Below are 23305 nucleotides of genomic sequence, written 5' to 3'. Positions count from 1 at the left end.
AAGAGCTGTAAGTGATATTGTGGAGGCAATCGATGGCGACCGGCTTTTCTATGGCTGTGCATTAGGATTGAAGGAGTGTTCTGCAGATAACCCATGCCCGTTACACCATCAATTTCTATCGATCAGGACCGAGATTCATGCATTGCTGAAAAATACCACAATAGGTGCATTCAATGAGGAGTTGTTTAGGGGGATAGTGTCTTTAAAAACATAAGATAAGCTGATTACAGGCACTTTGTTTTCCATATCTATACCTGCGTATTGATAATATCGGTTTTCAAGAGATGTAATATAACTACTGTCTGGCAGGTGCTGAAACTAAAGGCAGTACACTCTTAAACGAATGGATACATCTACCATGGCTTCATTATTGATACCCAATCTGGTTTAAGTCTTCAATTTTTGCATTTTTAAACCGAATTTGTTAAGACAATGATTATATTGCATTAACAATGAAAGGCGTATCGGGGATAGCGGCATATTCAGACCAGGAAATTATTAACGGCATCAGGGAAGCTAATCACCGTATTTTCACTCTCCTATATTCCAGTTACTTCCCCATGTTGCTGCTGACTTCTGAAAAATATGTTAAGGATGCCTTTCTTGCAGAGGAAATTGTGCAAGACGTGTTTATCAAGATTTGGGAAAACCCTTCATGCCTTGACTCTGTGTCGACCTTAAGGCCATACCTATATCGGAGCGTGATTAATCACTCGCTGAATCATCTGAACCGGCAAAAAAATATAGAAAGACATCATTTTATAATAGCCGGGCAGCTTACAGACGAAAAAATTGAGAATCTTTACGAAGAGCAGGAGTTGCAGGCGATAATATTCAAAGAAATTGAACGTCTGCCAGCACAATGTCGCAAGGTGTTTAAGATGAGCCGCTTCGACGGTCTAAAGTATAAAGAAATTGCATGCGCTCTACATATCTCGGAGAAAACGGTAGAGAATCATATCGTTCATGCGCTGAAGATCCTCCGTTCACGCCTGATAAATCATGAAAATGGATTGGTATTCCAACATCCCCGTTCAGGAATGTATTTAGCCATGCTTGGCATCCTGGAATTTTCAGATAATATCACCTAGCTCGTTTTTTGTTGTTTTATTTTCTTGTCGTTTCGCAGCAATCAGGACTTAAGCCAAATTTTCGGGGGTCTTTTGTGTACCTCTTTAAGGAAATTTAAAAAAAAGACAATTTAACTAGTGGGGTATGGGGTGTTTAATTGTCTATGTTTTGAAATGAGGGCATAATGGCAAAAAAAAACGGCTTCTTAGAAAAGATTGTTGCCTATTTGGGCGATCAAAATAATGAAAAGTTTCAGGAGGAAGTAGAATCTGAACGAAAGGTTTCCGAAGAAAACAATAGGTTTTATAACGAGATCTTGCAAATCTGGGATCTTTCATCGCGAGTCGGTCCACTGGACACCCTAAATCATGATAAAGCCGTAGCCAGGCTTTACAGACGAATGAACAGGCAGAACAAATCTCCTCATGCCTGGCTCAGAGCGGCAGCTGCAATCGTGGTTTTGTCTGCCGCTGCCTATTGGGTCTATACCGCGTCAACCGGCGTAACTTATCTAGTAAAGACAGCCACTATGGAAATTGATTCAATTACCTTGGCCGACAGCTCGAAGATCTACCTCTCTCAGGGTAGTACTGTTAAGTATCCCGACAAATTTAGCGGTGCAATACGTAAGATCTACATGGTCAAAGGGGAAGCATTTTTTAAGGTGAAGCGCGATACCCTGCACCCGTTTGTTGTTGGGGTCAAATCATCTACTGTAACCGTTCTGGGCACATCCTTTAATCTTAAAATTGATAAGAGCCAGGTTGGCCTGAACGTCAGCACAGGCAAAGTGAAGTTTGCATTGAATAATGGCTCTGATAGTGCTGTGCTCAGGGCCGGAGAAGCATTGATATATGACTTCAATACACGTGGACTCAAGCGATATGCAGACCGTACGGGAAGTTCTTTTGCCTGGTTGACACGTGAACTCAACTTTGTTGATGCTCCGCTATCTGAGGTCTTCCGTGCTTTAGAAGAATACTATGGTGTTCAAATAAATATAGAAGACTCGCTCTCATCCTACAGTAAGTTCAACGCCCGCTTTAAGAGCAGTGACCTAGACGAGGTGCTTAATATTTTGAAAGAGACGTATCCATTGTCGATCAGTCGTAAACAGCAAGTAATTACTATTCACAATAAAATTAACATTACAAATTAGAGCAGCGGATTATGAACGAAAAATTCTACAAGAGAACAAGACCCAGCTGGAAAGCCTTGATCTTGATGATTGCTCTCACGTGCGCAGGAATATCGGTACGCGCGGAGTCAGCCAAATCAGGAGAGAGAGCGCTTATTACGCGACTGGAAGACTTCATTAAAAGCATTGAGAAGCAATACAAAGTGAGCTTTGTTTACGATGCAACACAACTGAACAAAGAAAGGGAGATCACTGCGGATCAAAACGTATCACCTCTGGAAAAAGCTTTAAGTCAGTTACCAGCAAATGGTATCAGCTACAAAGTGGTTGCAGACAAGATCATACTCAAGGCACAGCCATTGAGAAAAGCTTCTAAGAATATTAACGTACGGGGGGTGGTCCGGACAAAAACTTCGGCAGGTTCGGAAATCACACCTGGGGTCATCGTGAAGGAAAAAGGCACCAATAATGGAACCGTTACAAGTTTGGACGGTGAATACTCGATCACTGTAAAAGACGGTGCTAGCCTCATTTTTTCCATGATCGGATATAAGACACAAGAAGTTCTGGTAGGCGGCCGGGCGAGGATTGACGTCGTACTCGAAGAAGATATTAACGCATTGAACGAGGTTGTGGTAACTGGCTACCAGAACATCGACAGAAGAAGATTTACAGGTGCAGCTACAACAATCAAAGCCTCGGAATCCAAGAGGGAGGGTATTAACGATGTCAGTCGTATGCTGGAAGGCCGCGTTTCCGGGGTGTCTGTACAAAACGTTTCCGGAACATTCGGTGCCGCACCAAAGATCCGGATCAGAGGTGCTACCTCGATTACCGGTGATAATAAACCTTTGTGGGTTGTAGATAACGTGATCATTGAGGATGTTGTGAATATTTCCAACGAGCAGCTTTCTACAGGTGACCCCAACACGCTGGTCGGATCATCGGTAGCCGGACTGAATCCGGATGACATTGAGAGCTTCCAGATCCTAAAGGACGCCGCCGCCACCGCATTGTATGGTGCCAGAGCGATGAATGGCGTAATTGTTATTACGACTAAAAGGGGTAAAATAGGTAAGCCACTGGTATCGTATACTGCCAACTTTTCGAGCTACCTGAAGCCAAGCTATAATTCGTTTGATATTATGAACTCGGCAGACCAGATGTCCGTTTACGCGGAGCTGGGCCGTAAAGGATGGTTGAATTATGCTGACGTTTCCAGGAGTGAGAACGGGGGCGTGTTTACCAAGATGTCAGACCTGATCACTCAGTACAACGAATCCAACGGAGCATTCGGTCTTCAGAATACGACTGCCGCTAAGGAAGGTTTTCTGCAACGCTACGCCACTGCCAATACTGACTGGTTTGACGTGTTGTTCAAAAATTCCTTTATGCAGGAACACTCACTGAGTGTTTCGTCAGGTACGGAGAAGTCGCAATTATATGTTTCGACGAGTTACCTTCAGGACAATGGCTGGACAATTGGTGACCGCGTTAAGCGCTTTACAGGGAATGTACGGGCAGATTTCAACCTGTCCGATAAGATATCCTTTGGTCTGATCACGCAGGGTTCGATAAGGGACCAAAGAGCACCTGGATCTGTAGGGAGGGTGAGTAATGCGGTCACAGGCCGGTATGACAGGGATTTCGATATCAATCCTTTCAGTTATGCCATCAATACCAGCCGTACACTGACTCCTTACGATGAAAACGGGAACCTGGAGTATTTCAGACGGAACTATGCGCCTTTTAATATCATCAATGAGCTCGATAATAACACGATCGATCTTTCCATGCTCGATTTGAAATTACAGGGTGATTTTACCTATAAGATCTTTAAGGGACTGAAGTACAATTTGCTTGGTGCAGTAAGGTATGCAAAGACCGAACAGGATCATCGGGTAAGGGAGAATTCGAATATGCCTATGGCTTATCGTGCTGCAGGTGATGCAACCATAAGGGAAAGAAACCGGTTTTTATACAGAAATCCCGATAATCCGGAAGATGAGCCCGTTGTGGTATTACCTTATGGCGGTTTTTATAATACCAACGAGGATAACCTCGTCAATTATCTGCTTCGCAATACTCTCGAGTGGGGCACTACCCTTAATACCCGGCATTCGCTTAAGTTTCTCGGTGTGCAGGAGCTACGTTACGCCGACAGGCAAAATAAGATGTTCCAGGGGAACGGATATCAGTTTGATAAGGGAGGAATTCCGTTCATAGACCCCAATATCATAAAAAAGGGTGTAGAGAATAGTCTATCTTATTATGGTGCGCAGCAATACTATGACCGTTTTCTAGCTTACATGGTAAACGGTTCATACTCCTATGATTCGAAGTATAACTTTAGCACAACGCTGCGGTATGACGGATCTAACCTGATGGGAGAAGACAGAGCCGCCAGGTGGCTTCCTACATGGAATGTCAGCGGATCATGGAATGTAGATACTGAGGAGTTTATGAAAAACCAGAGCACTATTGACAGGTTGACGATCCGATCGTCCTATGGTCTGACCGCGAACCTGGGCAATGCTAAAAATTCCAGCATATTGCTCAAAAACAGCATATCGCTAAGGCCTTATCTGAACGATCAGGAATCTATCATTTCCATTGATCAGCTTCAGAACTCAGAGCTGACCTGGGAGAAACAATATAAATTCAACGCAGGCTTCGATATCGGGATGTTTGACGAGAGGCTTACGCTGACAGTTGACTACTATAACCACCAGAGCTTCGACCTGATTAGCCCGATGCGGACATCCGGTATTGGCGGTCAGTATGAGAAGAGTGCCAACTATGCAGATATGGAATCTAACGGAGTCGAAATCACTTTGGGAGGAGGAATCGTCAAAAGAAAGGACTTCGACTTGCGTACCCAACTTACTTTCGGTTACAATAAGGGGACGATTACCAATCTGAAGAGCAACCCTCAGATATGGGATATGATCACCGCAGATGGTGGACCTAAGGAGGGATACCCTTACAGGGGACTTTTTTCAATCCCTTTTGCCGGCTTAAATCCTCAGGACGGATCACCGCAGTTTATCAATGAGCGTGGAGAAACAAGCAATAATGTATACCTGCAGAGCGATCAAACCCAGCATCTTATATATGAAGGAGCGATAGATCCGACAGTAAACGGGGGCTGGTTTAATTCCATACGTTTTAAAGGAGTTTCGCTCTCTGCCCTGGTAACATTTAGTGCAGGAAATAAAATCAGGTTAGCACCTGCTTTCAAAAGCAGTCTATACAACGATCTTCCGAGCTACAATGACCTGGATGCGATGCCTAAGGCGTTTTTGGACAGATGGATTATGCCAGGTGATGAAACAAGAACCAATGTTCCGTCTATTCTGGATGTAACCAACCAATACAGACTGGAGAGCGCCTACCCATATAATAATTACAATTACTCTACTGAGAGGGTGGCCGACGGAGGGTTCGTACGTATGAAACAGGTTTCGCTTTCTTATCTGTTGCCTCAAAAGCAGGTCAGCAAAATAGGCTTTACAAATGCATCACTAAGTGTAGTGGGAAATAACCTGTTCCTGATCTATTCTGACTCAAAACTAAACGGTCAGGATCCTGAGTTTTACAGTTCCGGAGGAGTCGCTTTACCGATGCCGCGTCAGTTCACACTTTCATTAAAAGTTGGGATTTAAATATTACACCATGAACAATACATTTCGATATATCGCTTTATGTATGCTGATCGTATTCTCCGGTTGTGAGAAATACCTGGAGCAGACTCCGGATCAGCGAGCGACCCTGAATACAACAGAAAAAATAGCTGAACTATTGGCTACGGCTTACCCAAAGGGGGATTATATAACCTTTGCTGAATCCATATCGGATAATGCCGCTGATAAAGGCGGAGGTACCGTAGACCCTTTGAATCAAGGGCCTTACCAATTCGCTGATGTGCAAAGTAAGGAAGAAGGCTCCCCGGATTTTTATTGGAATTCGTGCTATAGCGCTATTGCGGCCGCGAATGAGGCGCTGCATGCACTATCCAGGTTACCTGAACAGGAAGCTTCTGCTAACCTGAGAGGGGAAGCACTGGTAGCCAGAGCCTATGCTCACTTTATGTTGGTCACCTTCTTTTCTAAAGTTTACGATCCGGCGACGGCATCCACTGATCCGGGTATCCCGTATGTGACTGAGCCGGAAACGGTGGTTACTGCCCGTTATCAGCGTAAAACCGTACAGTATGTATATGATATGATTGAGAAAGACTTATTGGAAGGCTTGCCTCTGATCAAGGATTCATTCTATAAGATACCCAAGTTTCATTTTAATACCCTTGCTGCGAATGCATTTGCCTGCAGGTTCTACCTCTTCAAACATGACTATGCGAGGGCTGTAACGCACGCAAATGTTGCATTTCCGGACCAGACAATCAAATCCTATCTGAGACCCTGGAACACCACCTATGCTGCTTACACCTATTACGAGCTACAGGCGGCTTATACGCGTTCATCTGAGAACGCTAACCTCCTGCTTGTGGAAACGCCTTCAACATGGGGAAGAAGTTTTGCCGGTTATCGTTACGGGTTGAATACCGCAACCCTTTCTCAGGTGCTCGGCATAAACAATCCTGTTGGAACTGCCCTGGCTTATCAGGTGTATGGTGGAACAGAGCTGGTTTACAATATCCCCAAATTCTACGAACACTTTGTACGGGAAGATGCTAACGCTCAGATAGGCGACCCTTACAATATGGTTCCGGTGCTAACTTCGGAAGAAGTGCTTTTTAACAAAGCAGAAGCTAGTGTAGAACTTGGCAACTACGCAGATGCGGTAGATCTGATCAACATCTTTTTGAGCACGAGGATTGAGGACTACGATCCGGGAAGCGATGCGTTGACTGCGGCAAAAGCACTCAGCTTTTATAAAACTGCTGATATCAAAACAGCGCTGATCCAAACGATACTCAACTTTAAAAGAGGGGAGTTTATGCACGAAGGGTTGCGGTGGTTCGATATGCTTAGGCATGATATCCCGGTTTCGCATAATGTTCTCGGAACGACTACTCCCATCATCCTGGGTCCTAATGACCCGCGCCGGGTATTCCAGATCCCGCAGGAAGCTACACAGGCAGGAATTGAACGTAATCCAAGATAACGAACCCGATAAAACTAAAGACAATGAAAATAAAATCACTATATATCTTGCTGCTGACGCTTGTAGCCGGCTTTTCATCCTGTTCCAAAGATGAAGACCTGTCTGGCACAATTGTCGACCTTGGCGGAGAAACATGGGTAAAAGGTCCTCTTGATGACTGGTTATTTGATAACTATGTTTCGCCCTATAATATCGACGTGAAATATCGCTTCGACCGATTTGAGCTTGACCAGAATAAGAATCTGGTTCCTGTTAAAGAATCGCAGGTCATACCGTTGATGGATGCCGTGAAACAAGTATGGATCACACCTTATAATCAATTGGCAGGGGAGGCATTTATCAAGAAGTATGCTCCTAAACAGTTCGTGCTGGTTGGAAGCCCTGCTTTTAACGCCAACGGAACGATTACCCTGGGAACTGCGGAAGGAGGGCGTAAGATTGTGCTTTATACAGTGAATTCCTTCCAGACCAGTGATGTGTCGGAGGTGAAACAACAACTCCATACTATCCACCATGAATTCGCACACATCCTTCACCAAACCATTTTGTACCCTACGGAGTATAAGAGCATAACAGTAGGCAAATATACTTCTACCTGGTTCAATTACACAGATGCTGAGGCCAATCAACTGGGCTTTGTGACGAGCTATTCCAGGGCTTCGCCAGACGAGGACTTCGTGGAAATGATTTCGACCATGCTTATCGAAGGCCGGCAGGGCTTTGATGCCATTGTCGCCAGCTGTCCTCCGGCGGTGCAACCACTGCTGCGTCAAAAAGAACAGATTGTAGTAAAGTACTTTAAAGATTCATGGAAGATAGATTTCTATGCGCTGCAGACTGCGGTGCAAACAGAGCTTAATAAAGTGATCAGCAATAAATAATGAATATGAAAAAGATATATCTCTATATACTGTTTGTTCTTCTGGCGTTTGCCTCTTGCAAGAAGGACGATAGCGGGTCGGTATTCGGGGAAAAGCCCGATGAACGTTTGGACAAAGCCATGCAGACCTACAGCACACAATTGATTGGGGCGGAAAATGGTTGGAAGGCCTTCCTTTATACCAATGGCGAGGAAGCCTATAGCTTTCTGTTCAACTTCACAGCAAGCAATCGCGTAACGATGTTCGCTGATATTGACGAGGAAAGTGCTGCAGCGCCGTTCGAAAGCTCTTATAGGCTGAAGGCAGTGCAGAAACCCTCCATCCTGTTTGACACCTATTCTTACATGCACCTGCTGGCAGATCCGGATCCTACAGTAATCGGTGGCGTGGTAGGCTCGGGAAGATTCTCTGACTTTGAATTCGCGATAGATTCAGCTGGCTCGGACACGATACGGCTAACGGGGAACAACCTGGGGAGTAAGTTGATCCTGGTAAGAGCTACTAAAGCGGAAGCCGACGCATACAAGGCTGGTGCTTTGCAGCAGATGAAGGAAAATGCCGATGCATATGCTTCTGCAACGCCTTTTAGCTTTATGCAGGTGAACGATGTTAAGTATGAAACGATTATCTCACCTGGAAGTAAAATGGTTGCCCTGGCTTTTTCAGAAAACGGGGAAGACAAGATTTTGACCTCGGCCTATAGTTATACTACTTATGGAATTCATCTATCACAGCCGTTTCAGTTAGGGGTTCTTACGTTTGATGAACTTTTTTGGGATGCTGAGTCCGGTGAGTATTATACGATCTCTGGGACAAACCGAATTTCCGTTCAACCTTCTACTACCCCTTCTGCTCCGTTAAGTGCGCTTCTGGGAGTGGTTTATTCGTCAATTGATGTCCCTCAGGGAACGGGTACTAATCCTTTACCGGGTACATCTCCCTTATTTGTGGACGAGTATAATAATGCGCGTATAGGTATTTTGAATGGACCTTACAGGCTTACGATGAGGACGATGTCCTTCCAGTTTGATGCAAACACCAATTCGATGCGCATCAACCTCATCATCTCTCAGGGTACAGCTAATTTCGCCGCCACTTACGACTATTCGTATAATAAGTCTGCTGATGGAGTGTTCCGTTTCACTCGTTTGTCTTCTAACGGAAATGCGTCTCTGATTACCGCAAACATGAATTCCTTGTTAAAGTATATAGAGGGAGATGGCTTCAAGGTTGATTATTTCGACACTGGCTCAGGTTTGCTCGGCCGTTTGACGAGTCAGCAACACACTGCATTTTATTTTACGGGAACGCTTAATTAAGGTTTAGAATTGAGAAAATGAATAAGAAGATCATTGTATATATGGGTTTGCTGAGCATATTATTGGGCTCATGCAAAAAATCCGAAGATCTCGGCTTCGAAGTAGAGAAGTCGTTTGCCGACCCCGCGGAGCAGCTGACAGCATTCAAGAGCAGCCTTGCGGCTGGATCAGACGGCTGGACCACCATGCTTAAGCTGCGGGACGGTCGCCTTATCAGTGGCTATCTGAAGCTCGATACGGTGGCTAAAGACGCCGTTATGTACCTGGATCTGGATAGTAGTACACTTGCTGCGCCATCCACCAGTAAGATAAGTATCCAGACTACACAGACGACAAATCCGACGTTGGTTTTCGAAGAAGGCTCGCAGCTGGATAGCCTGGAGAAGGCAGGGGTGGATAGGGAGTATGCTTACAAATCGACAGCCGGTGACACCATCAACCTTCTGGGGAACCGGTACGGCAATGAGCTGAAGCTTGTTAAAGCCAACGCCGCTAATGCTCTGCTTTACGCTTCAGGAAAGGTATCCCAGATACGGAAGCAGGTTTCAGATTATCTTTTTTCCACTGTCTATTTGGTACTTAAGGCCGACGCCTCAACTACGGCGCAGATCTCGGTCAACCCTGTGAGTAAGGCTTTTAGCTCCAGTGCGATTAATAGCGCTTCGGGTTTGAAATATTCGGCATCCGGTTATAGCTACACAAGCAAGGGAATCTACTTTCAGAACCCTGTTCTTGTGGGCGATAAGAAGGTCTATGAATTGCTTTGGGACGAAAATGGGGAAACGCTATATGCAGAGATCGGTGGTTCAAGGATAGATCTGGAGTCCTCCGATATCCCGGTGATCGCCCCGCAATACTTACTTGGAACCTTCAATTATAATCTGTTCTCATTAGGTTCACCTTATTACATGAACATTCCCGGTTGGTCAGTATCTTTTCGAAATATATGGCTTTCAGCGGATGATGCCTTATACGCAAGGAGATATAACCTGTACGTGATGGAGTTTGATATGAATGATAAAGATAAGAGCATGAACTTGAACGTCTATTTCTGGAACCTTACTGAGACAACTCTTTACAAGGCTACCTATTCGTACACCTATACAAAATCTGCGGATGGCGTGTTTAAGTTTACACAATTGCCAACCAATACGAGTACGGTGGCGGGAGGTAATGCTGAGTTTGTTGCGCCGCAGATGAAGCCGCTAACCGATATCATTCAAACCGGCTCCTATACGCTTGACTACTACCATACAGCGAGCGCTGGTTCGCTGGGTCAGTTTAAGAGTGTAGAAACGCCATCGGTTTTCTTCGCTGGTTTCTTTGAAAGCCTGATACAGTAAAACGTCGTTTACAGACTTGAAATCTTCACTATATTCTAAAAAGCCGTTCAATGATCATTGAACGGCTTTTTAGTGGCAATTAAAGCGGAACTGTAATCCCTGCTATTCCCCGAGGATTGCCCAGCTCGTAAGGGCAAGGAAAATGGCTATGATAATAACCGAATACGTTTCTAGCTTTCGTTTTGATACAGCATGATAGATCGCGTAGATAAACAGCGCAAATTGTAATAGAATTGCCGGAATTGTAAATAGCTCCCTTACGGCTCCCACCCAAGCATATGAGTCAAAGCGTGCTAGGACCTCACTTACTATCAGAGTGAGATAGAGCCCAGAAAAGATGCTCAGGAGCAACAATCTTTTCCCCGCAATCCTTGCTGAATCTATATGCATTGTTTTTATGGTTTCTCAGTTCGAAACGTCGTCAGTCATCCAGTCAGCGCAGTAGCATTCTGTTTATGTCCCCTTCCGGATCACTAGATCTAAGATAAATATTTTGAAACAGAATCAAAACGGTATAAGTTAAGTCCAAATGCCTAATTTTGGTGGTGATTGATTACCGTAATGGTTCTCATAAATCAATATCCCGAAGGCGCAACGAATAGCTTATATTTAACCATTTCTACGCAAACTTGAAAACCATTGTATTAACTGTCTTTCTTGCACTAGCAGGGCAATTTGCTTTTTCCATTACCCATGTGGATTCTTTATATAAGCGTCTTGACAAGGTTATGGATAACAGGCAGCTTTATATGGCCAATAAGGAAGAGAAGATTCAGGCTATCAAGCAATTGCTAAGTATCGGAAATCTGTCACCTCAGCAGACCTATGATATTAATCTGAAGCTCTGCTATGAATACAAAAAGTATAAATCAGATTCGGCGGTATTCTACATACTCAAAAATGTTCAGATAGCGAAAGATCTTGGGAGCCAGTATATGCGCCATAAAGCTGAAATTGAGCTTGCATGGTTGTATTCAACGGAGGGTCTTTATATTGAATCGAAGAACTTGCTGGACAATATTAACAGGATCGCCCTGGACCCGAAGCTTCTTCCGGATTATTATGAATGCTATAACGAGTTTTGCAGTCATTACGGTCAGAGTAATAATAATAATTTGTACTATACAAAGAGTGAGCTATATCGAGATTCTTTGTTAATGGTACTTGATCCTGGTTCTCTGAAATATCAGATAACGCACGCTGAAAATATGTTCTTCAAAGGGAAGCGCAAAGATGCTGAGGTCGCCCTGTTATCTCTATTAGACAAAACAACGGACAAAGATCCTGAACGTGCTGTGATAGCCTACTTGTTGGGCCGCATGTATATGAACGATGAGAATAGTGATCTGCAAAAACAGTATTTTGCCATTTCAGCTATTACGGATGTGGAAAACTCCATTAAAGATAACGCTTCCCTGCAAAGCCTGGCACTGACTTTTTATAAGGCAGGTGATATTGACCAGGCCTTTCGGTTTATTGAGGCAGCCGTAAGCGACGCACTTTTTTGCAATGTCAGATATCGGACCGTAGAAGGCTCTTCTTTCTATCCCATTATAAATGCATCGTTCCAGGAAAAGGAGAAGAAACAGAAGATGGAATTCCGTTTGTATCTGATTTTGATAAGTATCCTGTCCCTGTTCCTTATCGCAGGGATAATTTACACCTACAAACAAATGAAGCGGGTTTCGAAAATCCGCGGAGAGCTTTTCAGAACGAATGAACAGCTGAGTAAGCTGAATAATGAGTTGCAGCAGGCTAATGACAATCTCTCCGAATCAAATCACATCAAGGAAGAGTATATCGCTCATTTCTTTGACCTGTGTTCTACCTATATCGATAAGCTGGAAAACTACCGTAAAAGCTTACATAAGAAAGCGGCGAATAATCAGCTTGATGAATTGTTTAAGACACTAAAATCAACCAGTATCGTAGAAACGGAATTGGAAGAGCTGTACAAGAATTTTGATACCATCTTTCTGAATCTTTACCCCACATTCGTACGCGATTTCAATGTGCTGCTGGTGACCGAAGAAAGGATTCATCCCCGTCACGGGGAACTGCTTAACACGGAATTGAGAATCTTTGCCCTGATTCGCCTCGGCATTACCGATAGTGTTAAGATTGCAAGTTTCCTGAGATACTCACTCCGGACGGTCTACAATTACCGGACTAAGGTTCGCAATAAGGCGGTGTCCCGTGATAGCTTCGAAGAAATGGTGAAGGAAATAGGTACTCTTAAGCGCGATTAACCCGTTTATTTCCCCCCAAATCAGTACTTTTTTTGCCTTGTTTAATTAGGTAACTAATTGTTTATTAGTTTATAGTGGTTTTTTGTAGGTACTTTTTTAGTGCAACGAAATTCAAGGGGATTTTATGTCTTTACCTTTGAGCTAACCAATAAGCCAAGCCCAGATATCTACCATCGCTTTGCGAAGAATCAATTATTTAACTAACCACTAAATCACGAATTTATGAGGCTTTTATTTACCAAAAGACTTTTGCAGCTTTTTATTTTTTTCGGCTGCGCGGTGCTGTCACCTGCTCTTGCCCAAAATTTTCGGGTAGAAGGTGTGGTGACGGATGCCGCCACCAGCGAAACGCTGATCGGAGTTTCCGTCATCATAAAGGGGACAAAAACCGGAACATCCTCAGGTGTCGATGGGCGCTATTCTTTGGCAAGTGTAGCCCCTGGTACCATACTAGTTGTCACTTATATTGGCTATGAGCCTCTTGAAATACCGGTAAACGCTGCCAGGGTCGACATCCGGCTAAAGGCGTCTGCGAACCAGCTGGAAGACGTCGTTGTGATTGGCTACGGCTCCGTGAAAAGAAAGGATGTAACTACAGCAATCTCCACTATCTCAACGAAGGATCTGGATCAGAGACCGATCGTGTCTGCTGCACAGGCCATTCAGGGGCGTGCAGCAGGAGTTTCAGTTATTCAGCCAAACGGGACGCCGGGTGCGGAAATGTCTATTCGCGTTCGGGGCACAACTTCTTTCAACGGCAGTAACGATCCGCTGTATGTGGTTGATGGTGTGCCTGTCGATAACATCAGGTTTCTTTCACCAAATGACATCGAGAGCATGCAGATCCTGAAGGATGCTTCTTCTGCTGCAATTTACGGCTCGCGTGCGGCAAATGGGGTAATACTGATCTCAACCAAGGCGGGAAAGAACGGAGATGCGAAGATTTCTTTTAACGGCCAGTTTACCCAAAACAAGGTTACCAACGAAATTGATGTTCTTAACTTTTCGCAGTATCGGGATTTGCAGAATGAAATAGGCCTTGTAACGCTTCCTGAAGGTCTGACTGATCAAACGGACTGGTTTGACGAAACGTACAAGACGGGGGAACTGCAGAACTATCAGCTCTCTATATCAGATGGTACTGAAAAGTTGAAGTATTATTTGTCTGCGGGATATCTGAATGAAACCGGGGTATTAAATACCTCCTTCTTTAAGCGCTATAACTTTAGAGCAAACATCGATAACAAAGTCCGCAATTGGTTGACTGTAGGTGCTAATATTAACTATGCAGATTATGCCAGCAACGGCGTTACGACCGGTTTGGGAGCTAATCGTGGCGGCGTAATCCTTTCAGTGGTCAATACGCCAACCTACGCGCCTGTCTGGAACCCCGACAATCCTAACCAGTATTACAACAATTTTTACGGGGTTGGCAATATTACAAGTCCCCTAGAGAATATGGCCCGCAGCAAAAACAACAAAGACAGGGAAAACAGGCTCATCGCTTCCGGTAATGCGTTAATTACGTTTGCGCCAGAGGTCACCTTCAAGTCATCGTTCACCGTTGACAGACGAAATGCCCTGATCACTACCTTTTTGGATCCCATCTCCACTACCTGGGGCCGAAATCAATACGGAGAAGCGTCTGACAACCGCAATATGAATACGGTTTTAACATTCGATAATGTATTAAATTACAATAAGACGTTTGGAAAGCACGGAATAGAAGCCATGGCCGGTTCCTCGTATACCGAATCCGACTACACCAACAGCTATATCAACGGTTCCCATTTTCGTAACGATCTGATACAAACCCTGAATGCGGCAAACAGAATTGGCTGGAGCAATACAGGGTCTGGAGCTTCAGACTGGGCGATCATGTCGTACTTCGGACGCGTGGCTTACAACTATGATAGTAAATATCTTATAACAGCCAACATACGCTCTGATGGATCGTCGAAGCTTCACCCTGATCATCGCTGGGGCTATTTTCCGTCCTTTTCTGCGGCATGGAGGCTGTCATCCGAAGAGTTTATGAGCGGAATAGAATGGCTGAATGACCTGAAAATCAGGGGAGGCTGGGGGCAAACCGGAAATCAGTCGGGTATTGGTGATTATGCGTATTTGCAACGCTACAATATTGGTCGTATCGAGTGGTTCAAGGAAGGGCAGGAAAACGCGGTTCCTACGATCAGCCAGGCAAATCTACGCACCTCTGATCTGACCTGGGAAACAACCACCCAGACCAATGTCGGCTTAGATTTTACCGCATTCAAAAATCGTGTGACAGTTAATTTGGATTATTATTTCAAGAGAACTACTGACATGTTGATGAATGTGTCCTTGCCTGCCGGAGCGGCAGCTGCAAATACCATCGCCAGAAATGAGGGAGAGATGACGAACAAAGGTTTTGAAGTTATGGTAAATACTCAAAACCTGAACGGGCCATTTACCTGGAGTACTGATTTCAATATTTCTTTCAACCGGAATAAGCTGGAAAGTCTGGAGTTGCAAAAGATTTACAGTGATGCTGTAACGAGCAATACGGTCAATGAGGCGGTTGTCCGTAATGAACCGGGACGATCATTAGGTGGATTCTTCGGATATATCAGTGATGGTGTTGATCCGGAAACCGGACAATTGATGTACAGGGATTTGAATGGAGATTCCAAAATCTCCTCAACCGACAGAACGTATATAGGAGACCCGAACGCTGACTTTATCTTCGGATTGACCAATTCATTCTCTTATAAAAATTTCAGTTTAAGTGTATTTCTTCAAGGTTCTTACGGTAATGATATCTTCAATGCCTCCAGGATGGAGACAGAAGGGATGTACGACGGAAAGAATCAATCCACCAGAGTGTTGGACAGATGGCGGGTGCCGGGTCAGATTAAAGATGTGCCCAAGGCTGGTTTTGATATAAGAAATTCCAGCTATTTCATAGAAGACGGCAGTTATCTGAGGGTAAAAAATGTATCACTCTCTTATAATATTCAGGGTGAGCTTCTTAAGCGATTAAAGATCAGTCGCTTGCAGTCATATGTCTCTGCAAGTAACCTGTTAACCTGGACCAACTACTCCGGGATGGATCCGGAGGTTAACCAATGGGGAAATAACGGAGCCGTACAAGGAATAGACTGGGGTACCTACCCGCAGAGTAAATCATTTGTCCTCGGTGTTAATGTTGAATTTTAAGATATAACCACATGAAACTTAAATATATATATCACGGCTTAGCTTGCAGTATCCTTTTAATAGCTGCTTCATGTTCCTTAGTAAAAGATCCTTTGGATACGTACTCGGACGTAACAGAAGGGGTTAATGAAGAGGGGGTTCAGGTTGTTTTCAAAGACAAAGCGGCTGTTCTGAGTCATCTTACCACGTTGTATAACCAAATGAGGGACCGCCAGGAGCATTGGTACCTCGATCTATTGCTGATTGCGGAGTCGCATGCAGATAACGCCTATGCCGGGACAACGGGAGCAGAGGTGGTTCCGTTTGAAACAAATTCCATTGAAGGGTCAAATTCAGTTATTAACAGGGATTGGAACAGGTATATGGAGGATGTTGCCCGGGCAAACCGTTTGATTAATAACGTAGACTCAGTGGTCGACAATACGTTTAGTCCTGCCGAAAGGGAACAAATTAAATCGGAGGGGAAGATTTTCAGGGCAATGGTACTGTTTGATATGGTTCGCCTCTGGGGAGACATTCCGGTAATCACCAAAGAGGCGGGGGATATAACCTCCGAAACTATTGGGGAAGTTTATGATGATTATTTTCCTGCACAAAATACAGAAGAAGAGGCTTACAAGCAGATTGAGAAAGATCTGACGGAGGCATTGGTTTCTGCCCCAGAGAATAATCCCGCAAATAAAACCCTTTTTACCAAGTCGGTTGCACGTGCCCTGCTGGCTAAGATTTATGCTGAGAAACCATTGAGAGATTACGCAAAAGTTGTACGGTACGCGGATGAGCTTGACGCAGATGGCTTTGACCTGGTGGCAGACTTTAGCGACTTGTTCGGTATGAATGCAGCCAACACAGACGCCAAGGCAAGAAATACCAAGGAGTCTATCCTCGAAGCTCAGTTTGTTTCCGGAAACGGTAACTGGGTAACCTGGATGCTGGGCCGAGATTTGACGAACTATAATAATAATTTCACATGGGCGAAATGGATCACTCCTTCACGCAATCTGATTAAGGCATTTCAGGATGAGGGTGACCAGGAACGTTTCGCGGAATCGGTGGTGTATTATCAAACATCCTGGAGTAATTATTATCCTGCAAGTAATTATCCTTTTATGTTTAAAACCCGGTCGGCATACAACAATATCATTAAGTTCAGATATGCAGATGTGCTGCTGTTGAAAGCGGAGGCTTTGATCATGGGGGGGAGCCCTAATCTTTCTGCTGCGGCCGACATCATCGACAGGATTAGGGAGCGAGCCGGGCTTGCAAAGTTGACAAACGCCGTGCGCAGCAATAAGGATGCAATGTTAACCGCCCTGTTGAAAGAGCGCCGCTTGGAATTGGCTTTTGAAGGTCAGCGCTGGTTCGATTTGGTCCGTCTTGATCAGGTTGAGGATGTAATGAATACGGTGTATGCTAAAGATTCGGGTAGAAAGGGCCTGGTCTATCCTTTTAACCAAACATCTTATCGCCTTCCGATTCCTCAGGCAGTGATCGACCAAAACCCTAAACTGATCCAAAACCCAGGTTATTAAAATAACGATAATGAAAAAATATATAAGAAATTCAAAGGGCATAGCCCTTGCCTTTTGTCTTTTAGGCTCTATTGTCACAGCCTGCGGCACTGATAAAACGGAACCGGAAAAGCCCGTTGAGCCGGAAGTTCCTGCCAGTGGTGATGTTACGGTGTATGTAACTACCAATACCCGTTCACAGGACTTTGCTAAGAAGTTTGTTGATTTCAGCAAGAAGTCTAATATGTCTCCCAATACGATAACATTGAATCCTTCTCAGAGCTATCAGTCAATGGACGGCTTTGGTGCGGCAATAACAGGCTCAACCTGTTATAATTTGCTGAAAATGGCCCAGGCTGACAGGACCAGATTTTTGAAGGAGACATTTTCGGAAACGGAAGGAATGGGACAAAGCTACGTCCGGATAGCCATCGGGTGTTCTGACTTTTCATTAAGTGAATACACCTGCTGGGACACGCCGGGCATCGAGAATTTCGGATTGCAAAATGAGGAGATCAACTATATTATTCCTGTCTTGAAAGAGATCCTGGCTATCAATCCAAACCTCAGGATTTTGGGTTCCCCGTGGACAAGTCCGCGTTGGATGAAGGTGAATAACCTGACCGACCTGCAGCCTTTCAACTCCTGGACGAGCGGTCAGCTGAACCCTGCACATTACCAGGATTACGGAACGTATTTCGTCAAATGGATTCAGGCTATGGGTGCAAACGGGATCAAAATCTATGCGATAACTCCGCAGAACGAACCTTTGAACAGAAAAAACTCCGCCTCACTTTATATGGGGTGGGAAGAACAGTTGACTTTCATCAAAACAGCTTTGGGTCCGAAACTCAAAGCAGCAGGTCTTGATACGAAGATTTATGTCTTTGACCATAATTACAATTACGATGATATCGCTTCGCAGAATGACTATCCTGCGAAAGTCTACGAAGATGCTGCAGCTGCAGCTTATATTACGGGAGCCGCTTACCATAACTATGGCGGAGACAAAGCTGAGCTTTTGGATATTCAGACAAAACGTCCTGACAAGGAGCTGATCTTCACTGAAACGTCTATCGGAACCTGGAATGATGGCCAGAACCTGGCTACCCGCTTAATGGAAGATATGAGAGAGGTGGGGCTCGGAACAGTTAATAACTGGAGCAGGGCAGTGATTGTATGGAACCTGATGCTGGACACAGAGCGGGGGCCGAACAGAGCGGGTGGATGCCAGACTTGTTATGGTGCTGTAGATCTTAATAAAGCAGATTATAAGACGATTAAGAAGAATTCACATTACTATGTGATTGGTCATTTGTCATCTGTTGTGAAGCCTGGCGCAGTCCGTATCGGTGCAAGCGGGTATTCTGTCACAGGCGTAACCTATTCCGCATTTAAGAACACTGACGGTACTTATGCGGTAGTCTTGCTCAATGACACAAATGAGATCAGGAAAATAACCTTAAGCGAAGGGGCAAAACATTTCAGTTATGACGTGCCAGCGAAATCTGTAGTTTCTTATCGTTGGCAATAACAAAGAATATGATTATGAAGACATATATAGGTATCCTATTTATTGCACTGGGGATAATGCTTTCCAGCTCCTGCAAAAAAGATGAAGCCGTTAAACAGGGCAATCCTGTTATTACTCCTACATCTGAGTTTAGCGCAGCCCATTTTGGTGATAGCTTGCAATTCCAGGTTGATGTTTCTGACACGGAGGTTCCGCTTTCAACTTTGAAAGCACAGTTATTTTACAGCGACGAGATGGTGTCGGAGACTGTTATCCGGACTAAGACCAATGGCGAGTACACAGGCAAGATCTATGTTCCGTTCTACGCGAATGTACCCGATGGTACGGCTACATTGAAGCTGGTACTGCAAAATACCAGTCTCACCATTTCAGAGAAAGAACTTGAGATACCATTGACCAGGCCCGATTTTCCTTTCCTGACTTTGGTAACCGCAACTGGCGAACACCGTATGGATCGCGTTGGTTTGCATGAATATGCCGCTACCAAGGTGTTTCCGTTCTCGGTTAAGGGTTATATCAAAGCACCTAAAGTTGGGACTTCAGGAAATGAAATGACTTTTGGCTGGGAAGACAATGCCGTTGCTATCGGTTCAACGACGGAGATCCCTTTCTCCAATTCCTCATCGGGCACGTATGCTATCACATTCAATACGTTCAGCTACCAGGCGTCTCCTTTTATCATCGCGTATGCTGTGAACGGTACGGTAATGGACAGGATTGATGATAACAGATTTAAGGTCGATGTGACAGTAAGCCAGGGGCAGGACATTACGATAGATGGTATCGAAGACCTCAGCAACTGGTTTATCGATCCCGACTATTTTAGTAAAGATGCGAACGGTATACTTACATTCCTTCCGATAAGCGGAAAGTACCGTATCACGGCAAACTTCACGCTGAAGTATTTTATAGTGGAAGCGATGAGTGGATCGGGCCTGGCAACTTTACAACCCGACGGAACCGGTGCAATCTGGATTATCGGAGAAGGTATTGGCAAGCCAGGTATCGCCACTAACCAGGTAGGCTGGAATACAGACAATGCATTGTGCATGGCGCCTATCGGTAATAAAAAATATCAGGTCACAGGTGTTGCTGGTACTACGTTTAAAGCCGATAATATCAACTTTAAATTCTTCCATCAAAAAGGATGGGGTGGTGAATACAAGCACGATAACATAAAGACCACAAGCGATGTGATTTTTATTGGTAATGGTACTAATGGCAGAGATTCGGGGAACCTGGGGATAACTGCCGGCATGAGTTTGGAGATAGGAGCGACTTATGTTCTGACAGTCGACGTTGGTGCCGGAAATGACAAAGCGGTATTGACTGTAACAAAGAAATAGAATAAGGTGTTTATCTTGCTAATGTGAGTCGGCAACGAGAACCCGGCTCACCTAGTAGATAACCTTTTAACTAAACGTATTTTGAAAAAGATCCAAATTATCCTTCTCCTGTTGTTGCTCGCAGTTACAGTCTTTGGTCAAACTGCCGGTGAGCTCCGGTATGCTACAAAGAAAGACGTGTCTTACATTGGAAATAATGAAGCAGATGCTTACAGGAAAGAGCGATGTAATCTGGACATCTACTCCATGGAAGTGTCCTGACACCAGCCTGCAGTCTTCTGTTAGAATGGATAAAACACATTAAATAATTAAAGACAAGTCATGTTCAAACCAATTAAACCGTTTTTTACTCTTTTGCTAATGGTGAGCCTCGCTGCTAATGTTTCAGCGCAGGGGAGTTTACCCGTTTACTTAAATGAAGCTAAACCTATTGAGCAGCGTATCGAAGATGCCTTGTCGCGTATGACACTGGAAGAAAAGGTGGCGATGGTTCACGCTCAATCCAAGTTCAGCTCAGCAGGCGTACCCCGGCTGGGAATTCCGGAAAACTGGATGACCGACGGGCCTCATGGGATTCGAGCTGAAGTTTTTTGGGATGAGTGGGACCAGGCAGGGTGGACCAATGATTCATGTATCGCGTTTCCGGCCCTGACCTGCCTTGCCGCTTCATGGAATAAAGATATGTCGGCCCTTTACGGAAAGGTGATTGGCGAGGAAGCCCGTTATCGTAATAAAAATGTCTTGTTGGGTCCGGGCGTGAATATCTATCGTACCCCTCTTAATGGACGTAACTTCGAATACATGGGGGAGGATCCTTTTCTTGCTTCGAAAATGGTGGTTCCTTACATTCAGGGAGTCCAGTCAAATGGAGTAGCGGCCTGTGTAAAGCATTTTGCTTTAAATAACCAGGAAATAGATCGCCACACGGTGAATGTTACGGTCGATGATCGCACTCTTTACGAAATTTACCTTCCTGCATTCAAGGCTGCCGTGCAAGAAGGTCATGCCTGGGCAATCATGGGCGCGTATAACAAATATAAGGGACAATGGGCCTGCCAGAATCAGTTTCTGCTGAATGATATCCTTCGTGGTGAATGGAATTTCGATGGTGTAGTGGTATCTGACTGGGGCGGTGTTAATGATACTAAACAGGCTATTTATCATGGGCTGGATATGGAATTCGGATCCTGGACCGACGGGCTTTCTAAAGGTGCATCCAATGCTTACGATAACTATTATCTGGCTAATCCTTTTCTCCAACTATTGAAGTCAGGAGAGGTTAAAGAGGAAGAAGTGAACAAGAAGGTACGTAATATCCTCAGATTGGTGTTCCGTACGAACATGAATACAAAGCGTCCTTACGGATCTTTTGGCACCGAAGAGCATGCTCTTGCCGGACGAAAGATTGCCCAGGAAGGTATTGTATTGTTGAAGAACAATGACAATACGCTGCCGATTAATCTGTCAAGGGCTAAGAAAATTGCCGTGATCGGTGAGAATGCTATTAAGGTAATGACTGTAGGAGGGGGAAGTTCTTCTTTGAAAGCGAAGTACGAAATTTCACCGTTGGATGGTATAAAGAACCGTATCGGCAAGGAGGCTGAAGTTGTTTTTGCGCGCGGCTATGTTGGTGAGAAACCGAAAGCTCAGGATGGACTGAAAACCGGTGATGTAGAAGAAAAACGTTCACCTGAGGAGCTAACCAGGGAGGCGCTTGAAGTAGCAAGAACCGCAGATTTTGTTGTGTTCGTAGGTGGCTTGAATAAAAATAACGGACAGGATAGTGAAGGTAACGACCGCAAGTCATTGGGTTTGCCATACAATCAGGATAAATTGATTAGCGCGCTGACTAAGGTGAACAAGAATCTGGCGGTGGTAATGATCTCTGGAAATGCAGTGGCGATGCCATGGGTTAATGAAGTTCCGTCTATTGTGCAGGGCTGGTACCTGGGAACAGAAGCTGGAAGCGCTTTGGCCTCTGTACTGGTTGGTGATGTTAACCCATCGGGAAAACTACCATTTACGTTTCCCGTTAAACTTGATGACAACGGAGCTCATAAGTTGGGCGTTTATCCCGGCAAAGGCGAGCAGACTTACAATGAAGGGATCTTTGTGGGATATCGCTGGGCGGACAAGGAAAATATTAAACCGTTGTTTAGTTTTGGTCATGGCTTAAGTTATACCAGTTTTGAATATGGCAAAGTGACTGCTGATCAGAAGGACATGACAGCAGATGATAACATCACTTTTTCTGTTACTGTGAAAAATACAGGGAAGCGTGAAGGACAGGAAGTGGTGCAGTTATACATTAATGATGTGAAGTCATCTGTTCCGCGGCCTGTTAAGGAATTGAAAGCTTTTGAAAAAGTAAGCTTGAAAGCTGGCGAAACCAAGACCGTGAAGTTTACTATAGATAAAACTGCTTTGAGTTTCTTTGATGCAGCTAAACATGATTGGGTAGCTGAGGCAGGAGATTTTAAGGCTTTAATTGGGGCGTCTTCAACGGATATCAGACAGTCTGTGGGCTTTAGGTTGAAGTAGAGGATATTGAGGAAAAGCGATATTTTCGCATGCTTCAAAAAGTTTGC

Annotated in this window: 14 protein-coding genes and 1 pseudogene; all 15 read left to right on the top strand. The window is 44.6% G+C overall.

Going from position 1 to position 23305, the window contains the following annotated elements:
• Positions 1-214, top strand: a pseudogene (locus tag ACKI5J_RS08945) (transcriptional regulator); the annotation flags it as partial.
• Between the two features lie 238 nt (positions 215-452).
• On the top strand, positions 453-1091 hold the full coding sequence (locus ACKI5J_RS08940) for an RNA polymerase sigma-70 factor (RefSeq protein WP_407428656.1): 639 nt from the start codon (positions 453-455) through the stop codon (positions 1089-1091).
• Positions 1092-1255: 164 nt separating this feature from the next.
• Positions 1256-2230 carry a FecR family protein gene (locus ACKI5J_RS08935; RefSeq protein WP_407428654.1) on the top strand — a complete coding sequence of 325 codons (975 nt, stop codon included), beginning with the start codon at positions 1256-1258 and terminating at the stop codon, positions 2228-2230.
• Positions 2231-2241: 11 nt separating this feature from the next.
• Positions 2242-5874: a SusC/RagA family TonB-linked outer membrane protein gene (locus ACKI5J_RS08930; protein ID WP_407428652.1), complete on the top strand. Its 3633-nt coding sequence runs from the start codon at positions 2242-2244 to the stop codon at positions 5872-5874.
• 10 nt (positions 5875-5884) lie between these two features.
• Positions 5885-7336 carry a RagB/SusD family nutrient uptake outer membrane protein gene (locus tag ACKI5J_RS08925; protein ID WP_407428650.1) on the top strand — a complete coding sequence of 484 codons (1452 nt, stop codon included), beginning with the start codon at positions 5885-5887 and terminating at the stop codon, positions 7334-7336.
• A 23-nt stretch (positions 7337-7359) separates the two neighbouring features.
• The gene (locus ACKI5J_RS08920; RefSeq protein ID WP_407428648.1) at positions 7360-8217 is read left to right on the top strand and encodes a putative zinc-binding metallopeptidase; all 858 of its coding nucleotides are present in this window, start codon (positions 7360-7362) and stop codon (positions 8215-8217) included.
• Between the two features lie 5 nt (positions 8218-8222).
• Entirely contained in the window at positions 8223-9536 is a 1314-nt protein-coding gene (locus ACKI5J_RS08915) for a DUF4302 domain-containing protein (protein ID WP_407428646.1), read from the top strand.
• 17 nt (positions 9537-9553) lie between these two features.
• Positions 9554-10879, top strand: a complete 1326-nt coding sequence (locus ACKI5J_RS08910; RefSeq protein WP_407428644.1) for a DUF4302 domain-containing protein — start codon at positions 9554-9556, stop codon at positions 10877-10879.
• A 629-nt stretch (positions 10880-11508) separates the two neighbouring features.
• Positions 11509-13128, top strand: coding sequence for a DUF6377 domain-containing protein (locus tag ACKI5J_RS08905; protein ID WP_407428642.1), 1620 nt, complete (start codon positions 11509-11511; stop codon positions 13126-13128).
• Positions 13129-13350: 222 nt separating this feature from the next.
• Positions 13351-16326 carry a SusC/RagA family TonB-linked outer membrane protein gene (locus ACKI5J_RS08900; protein WP_407428640.1) on the top strand — a complete coding sequence of 992 codons (2976 nt, stop codon included), beginning with the start codon at positions 13351-13353 and terminating at the stop codon, positions 16324-16326.
• Between the two features lie 11 nt (positions 16327-16337).
• A complete protein-coding gene (locus ACKI5J_RS08895) occupies positions 16338-17858 on the top strand; it encodes a RagB/SusD family nutrient uptake outer membrane protein (protein WP_407428638.1) in 1521 nt (506 codons plus the stop codon).
• A gap of 10 nt (positions 17859-17868) precedes the next feature.
• Entirely contained in the window at positions 17869-19371 is a 1503-nt protein-coding gene (locus ACKI5J_RS08890; RefSeq protein ID WP_407428636.1) for a glycoside hydrolase family 30 protein, read from the top strand.
• A 14-nt stretch (positions 19372-19385) separates the two neighbouring features.
• Entirely contained in the window at positions 19386-20717 is a 1332-nt protein-coding gene (locus ACKI5J_RS08885) for a DUF5125 domain-containing protein (RefSeq protein WP_407428634.1), read from the top strand.
• Between the two features lie 81 nt (positions 20718-20798).
• Positions 20799-20978 carry a hypothetical protein gene (locus ACKI5J_RS08880; RefSeq protein WP_407428632.1) on the top strand — a complete coding sequence of 60 codons (180 nt, stop codon included), beginning with the start codon at positions 20799-20801 and terminating at the stop codon, positions 20976-20978.
• Between the two features lie 60 nt (positions 20979-21038).
• Complete coding sequence (locus ACKI5J_RS08875; protein ID WP_407428630.1) at positions 21039-23258, top strand: glycoside hydrolase family 3 C-terminal domain-containing protein; 2220 nt, start codon at positions 21039-21041, stop codon at positions 23256-23258.
• Positions 23259-23305: the final 47 nt, after the last annotated feature.

The organism is Arcticibacter sp. (assembly GCF_045629565.1).
Classification (GTDB): Bacteria; Bacteroidota; Bacteroidia; order Sphingobacteriales; family Sphingobacteriaceae; genus Arcticibacter.
Note: the sequence above shows the minus strand (reverse complement) of the source record. Positions and strands in the feature narration are given on the sequence as shown.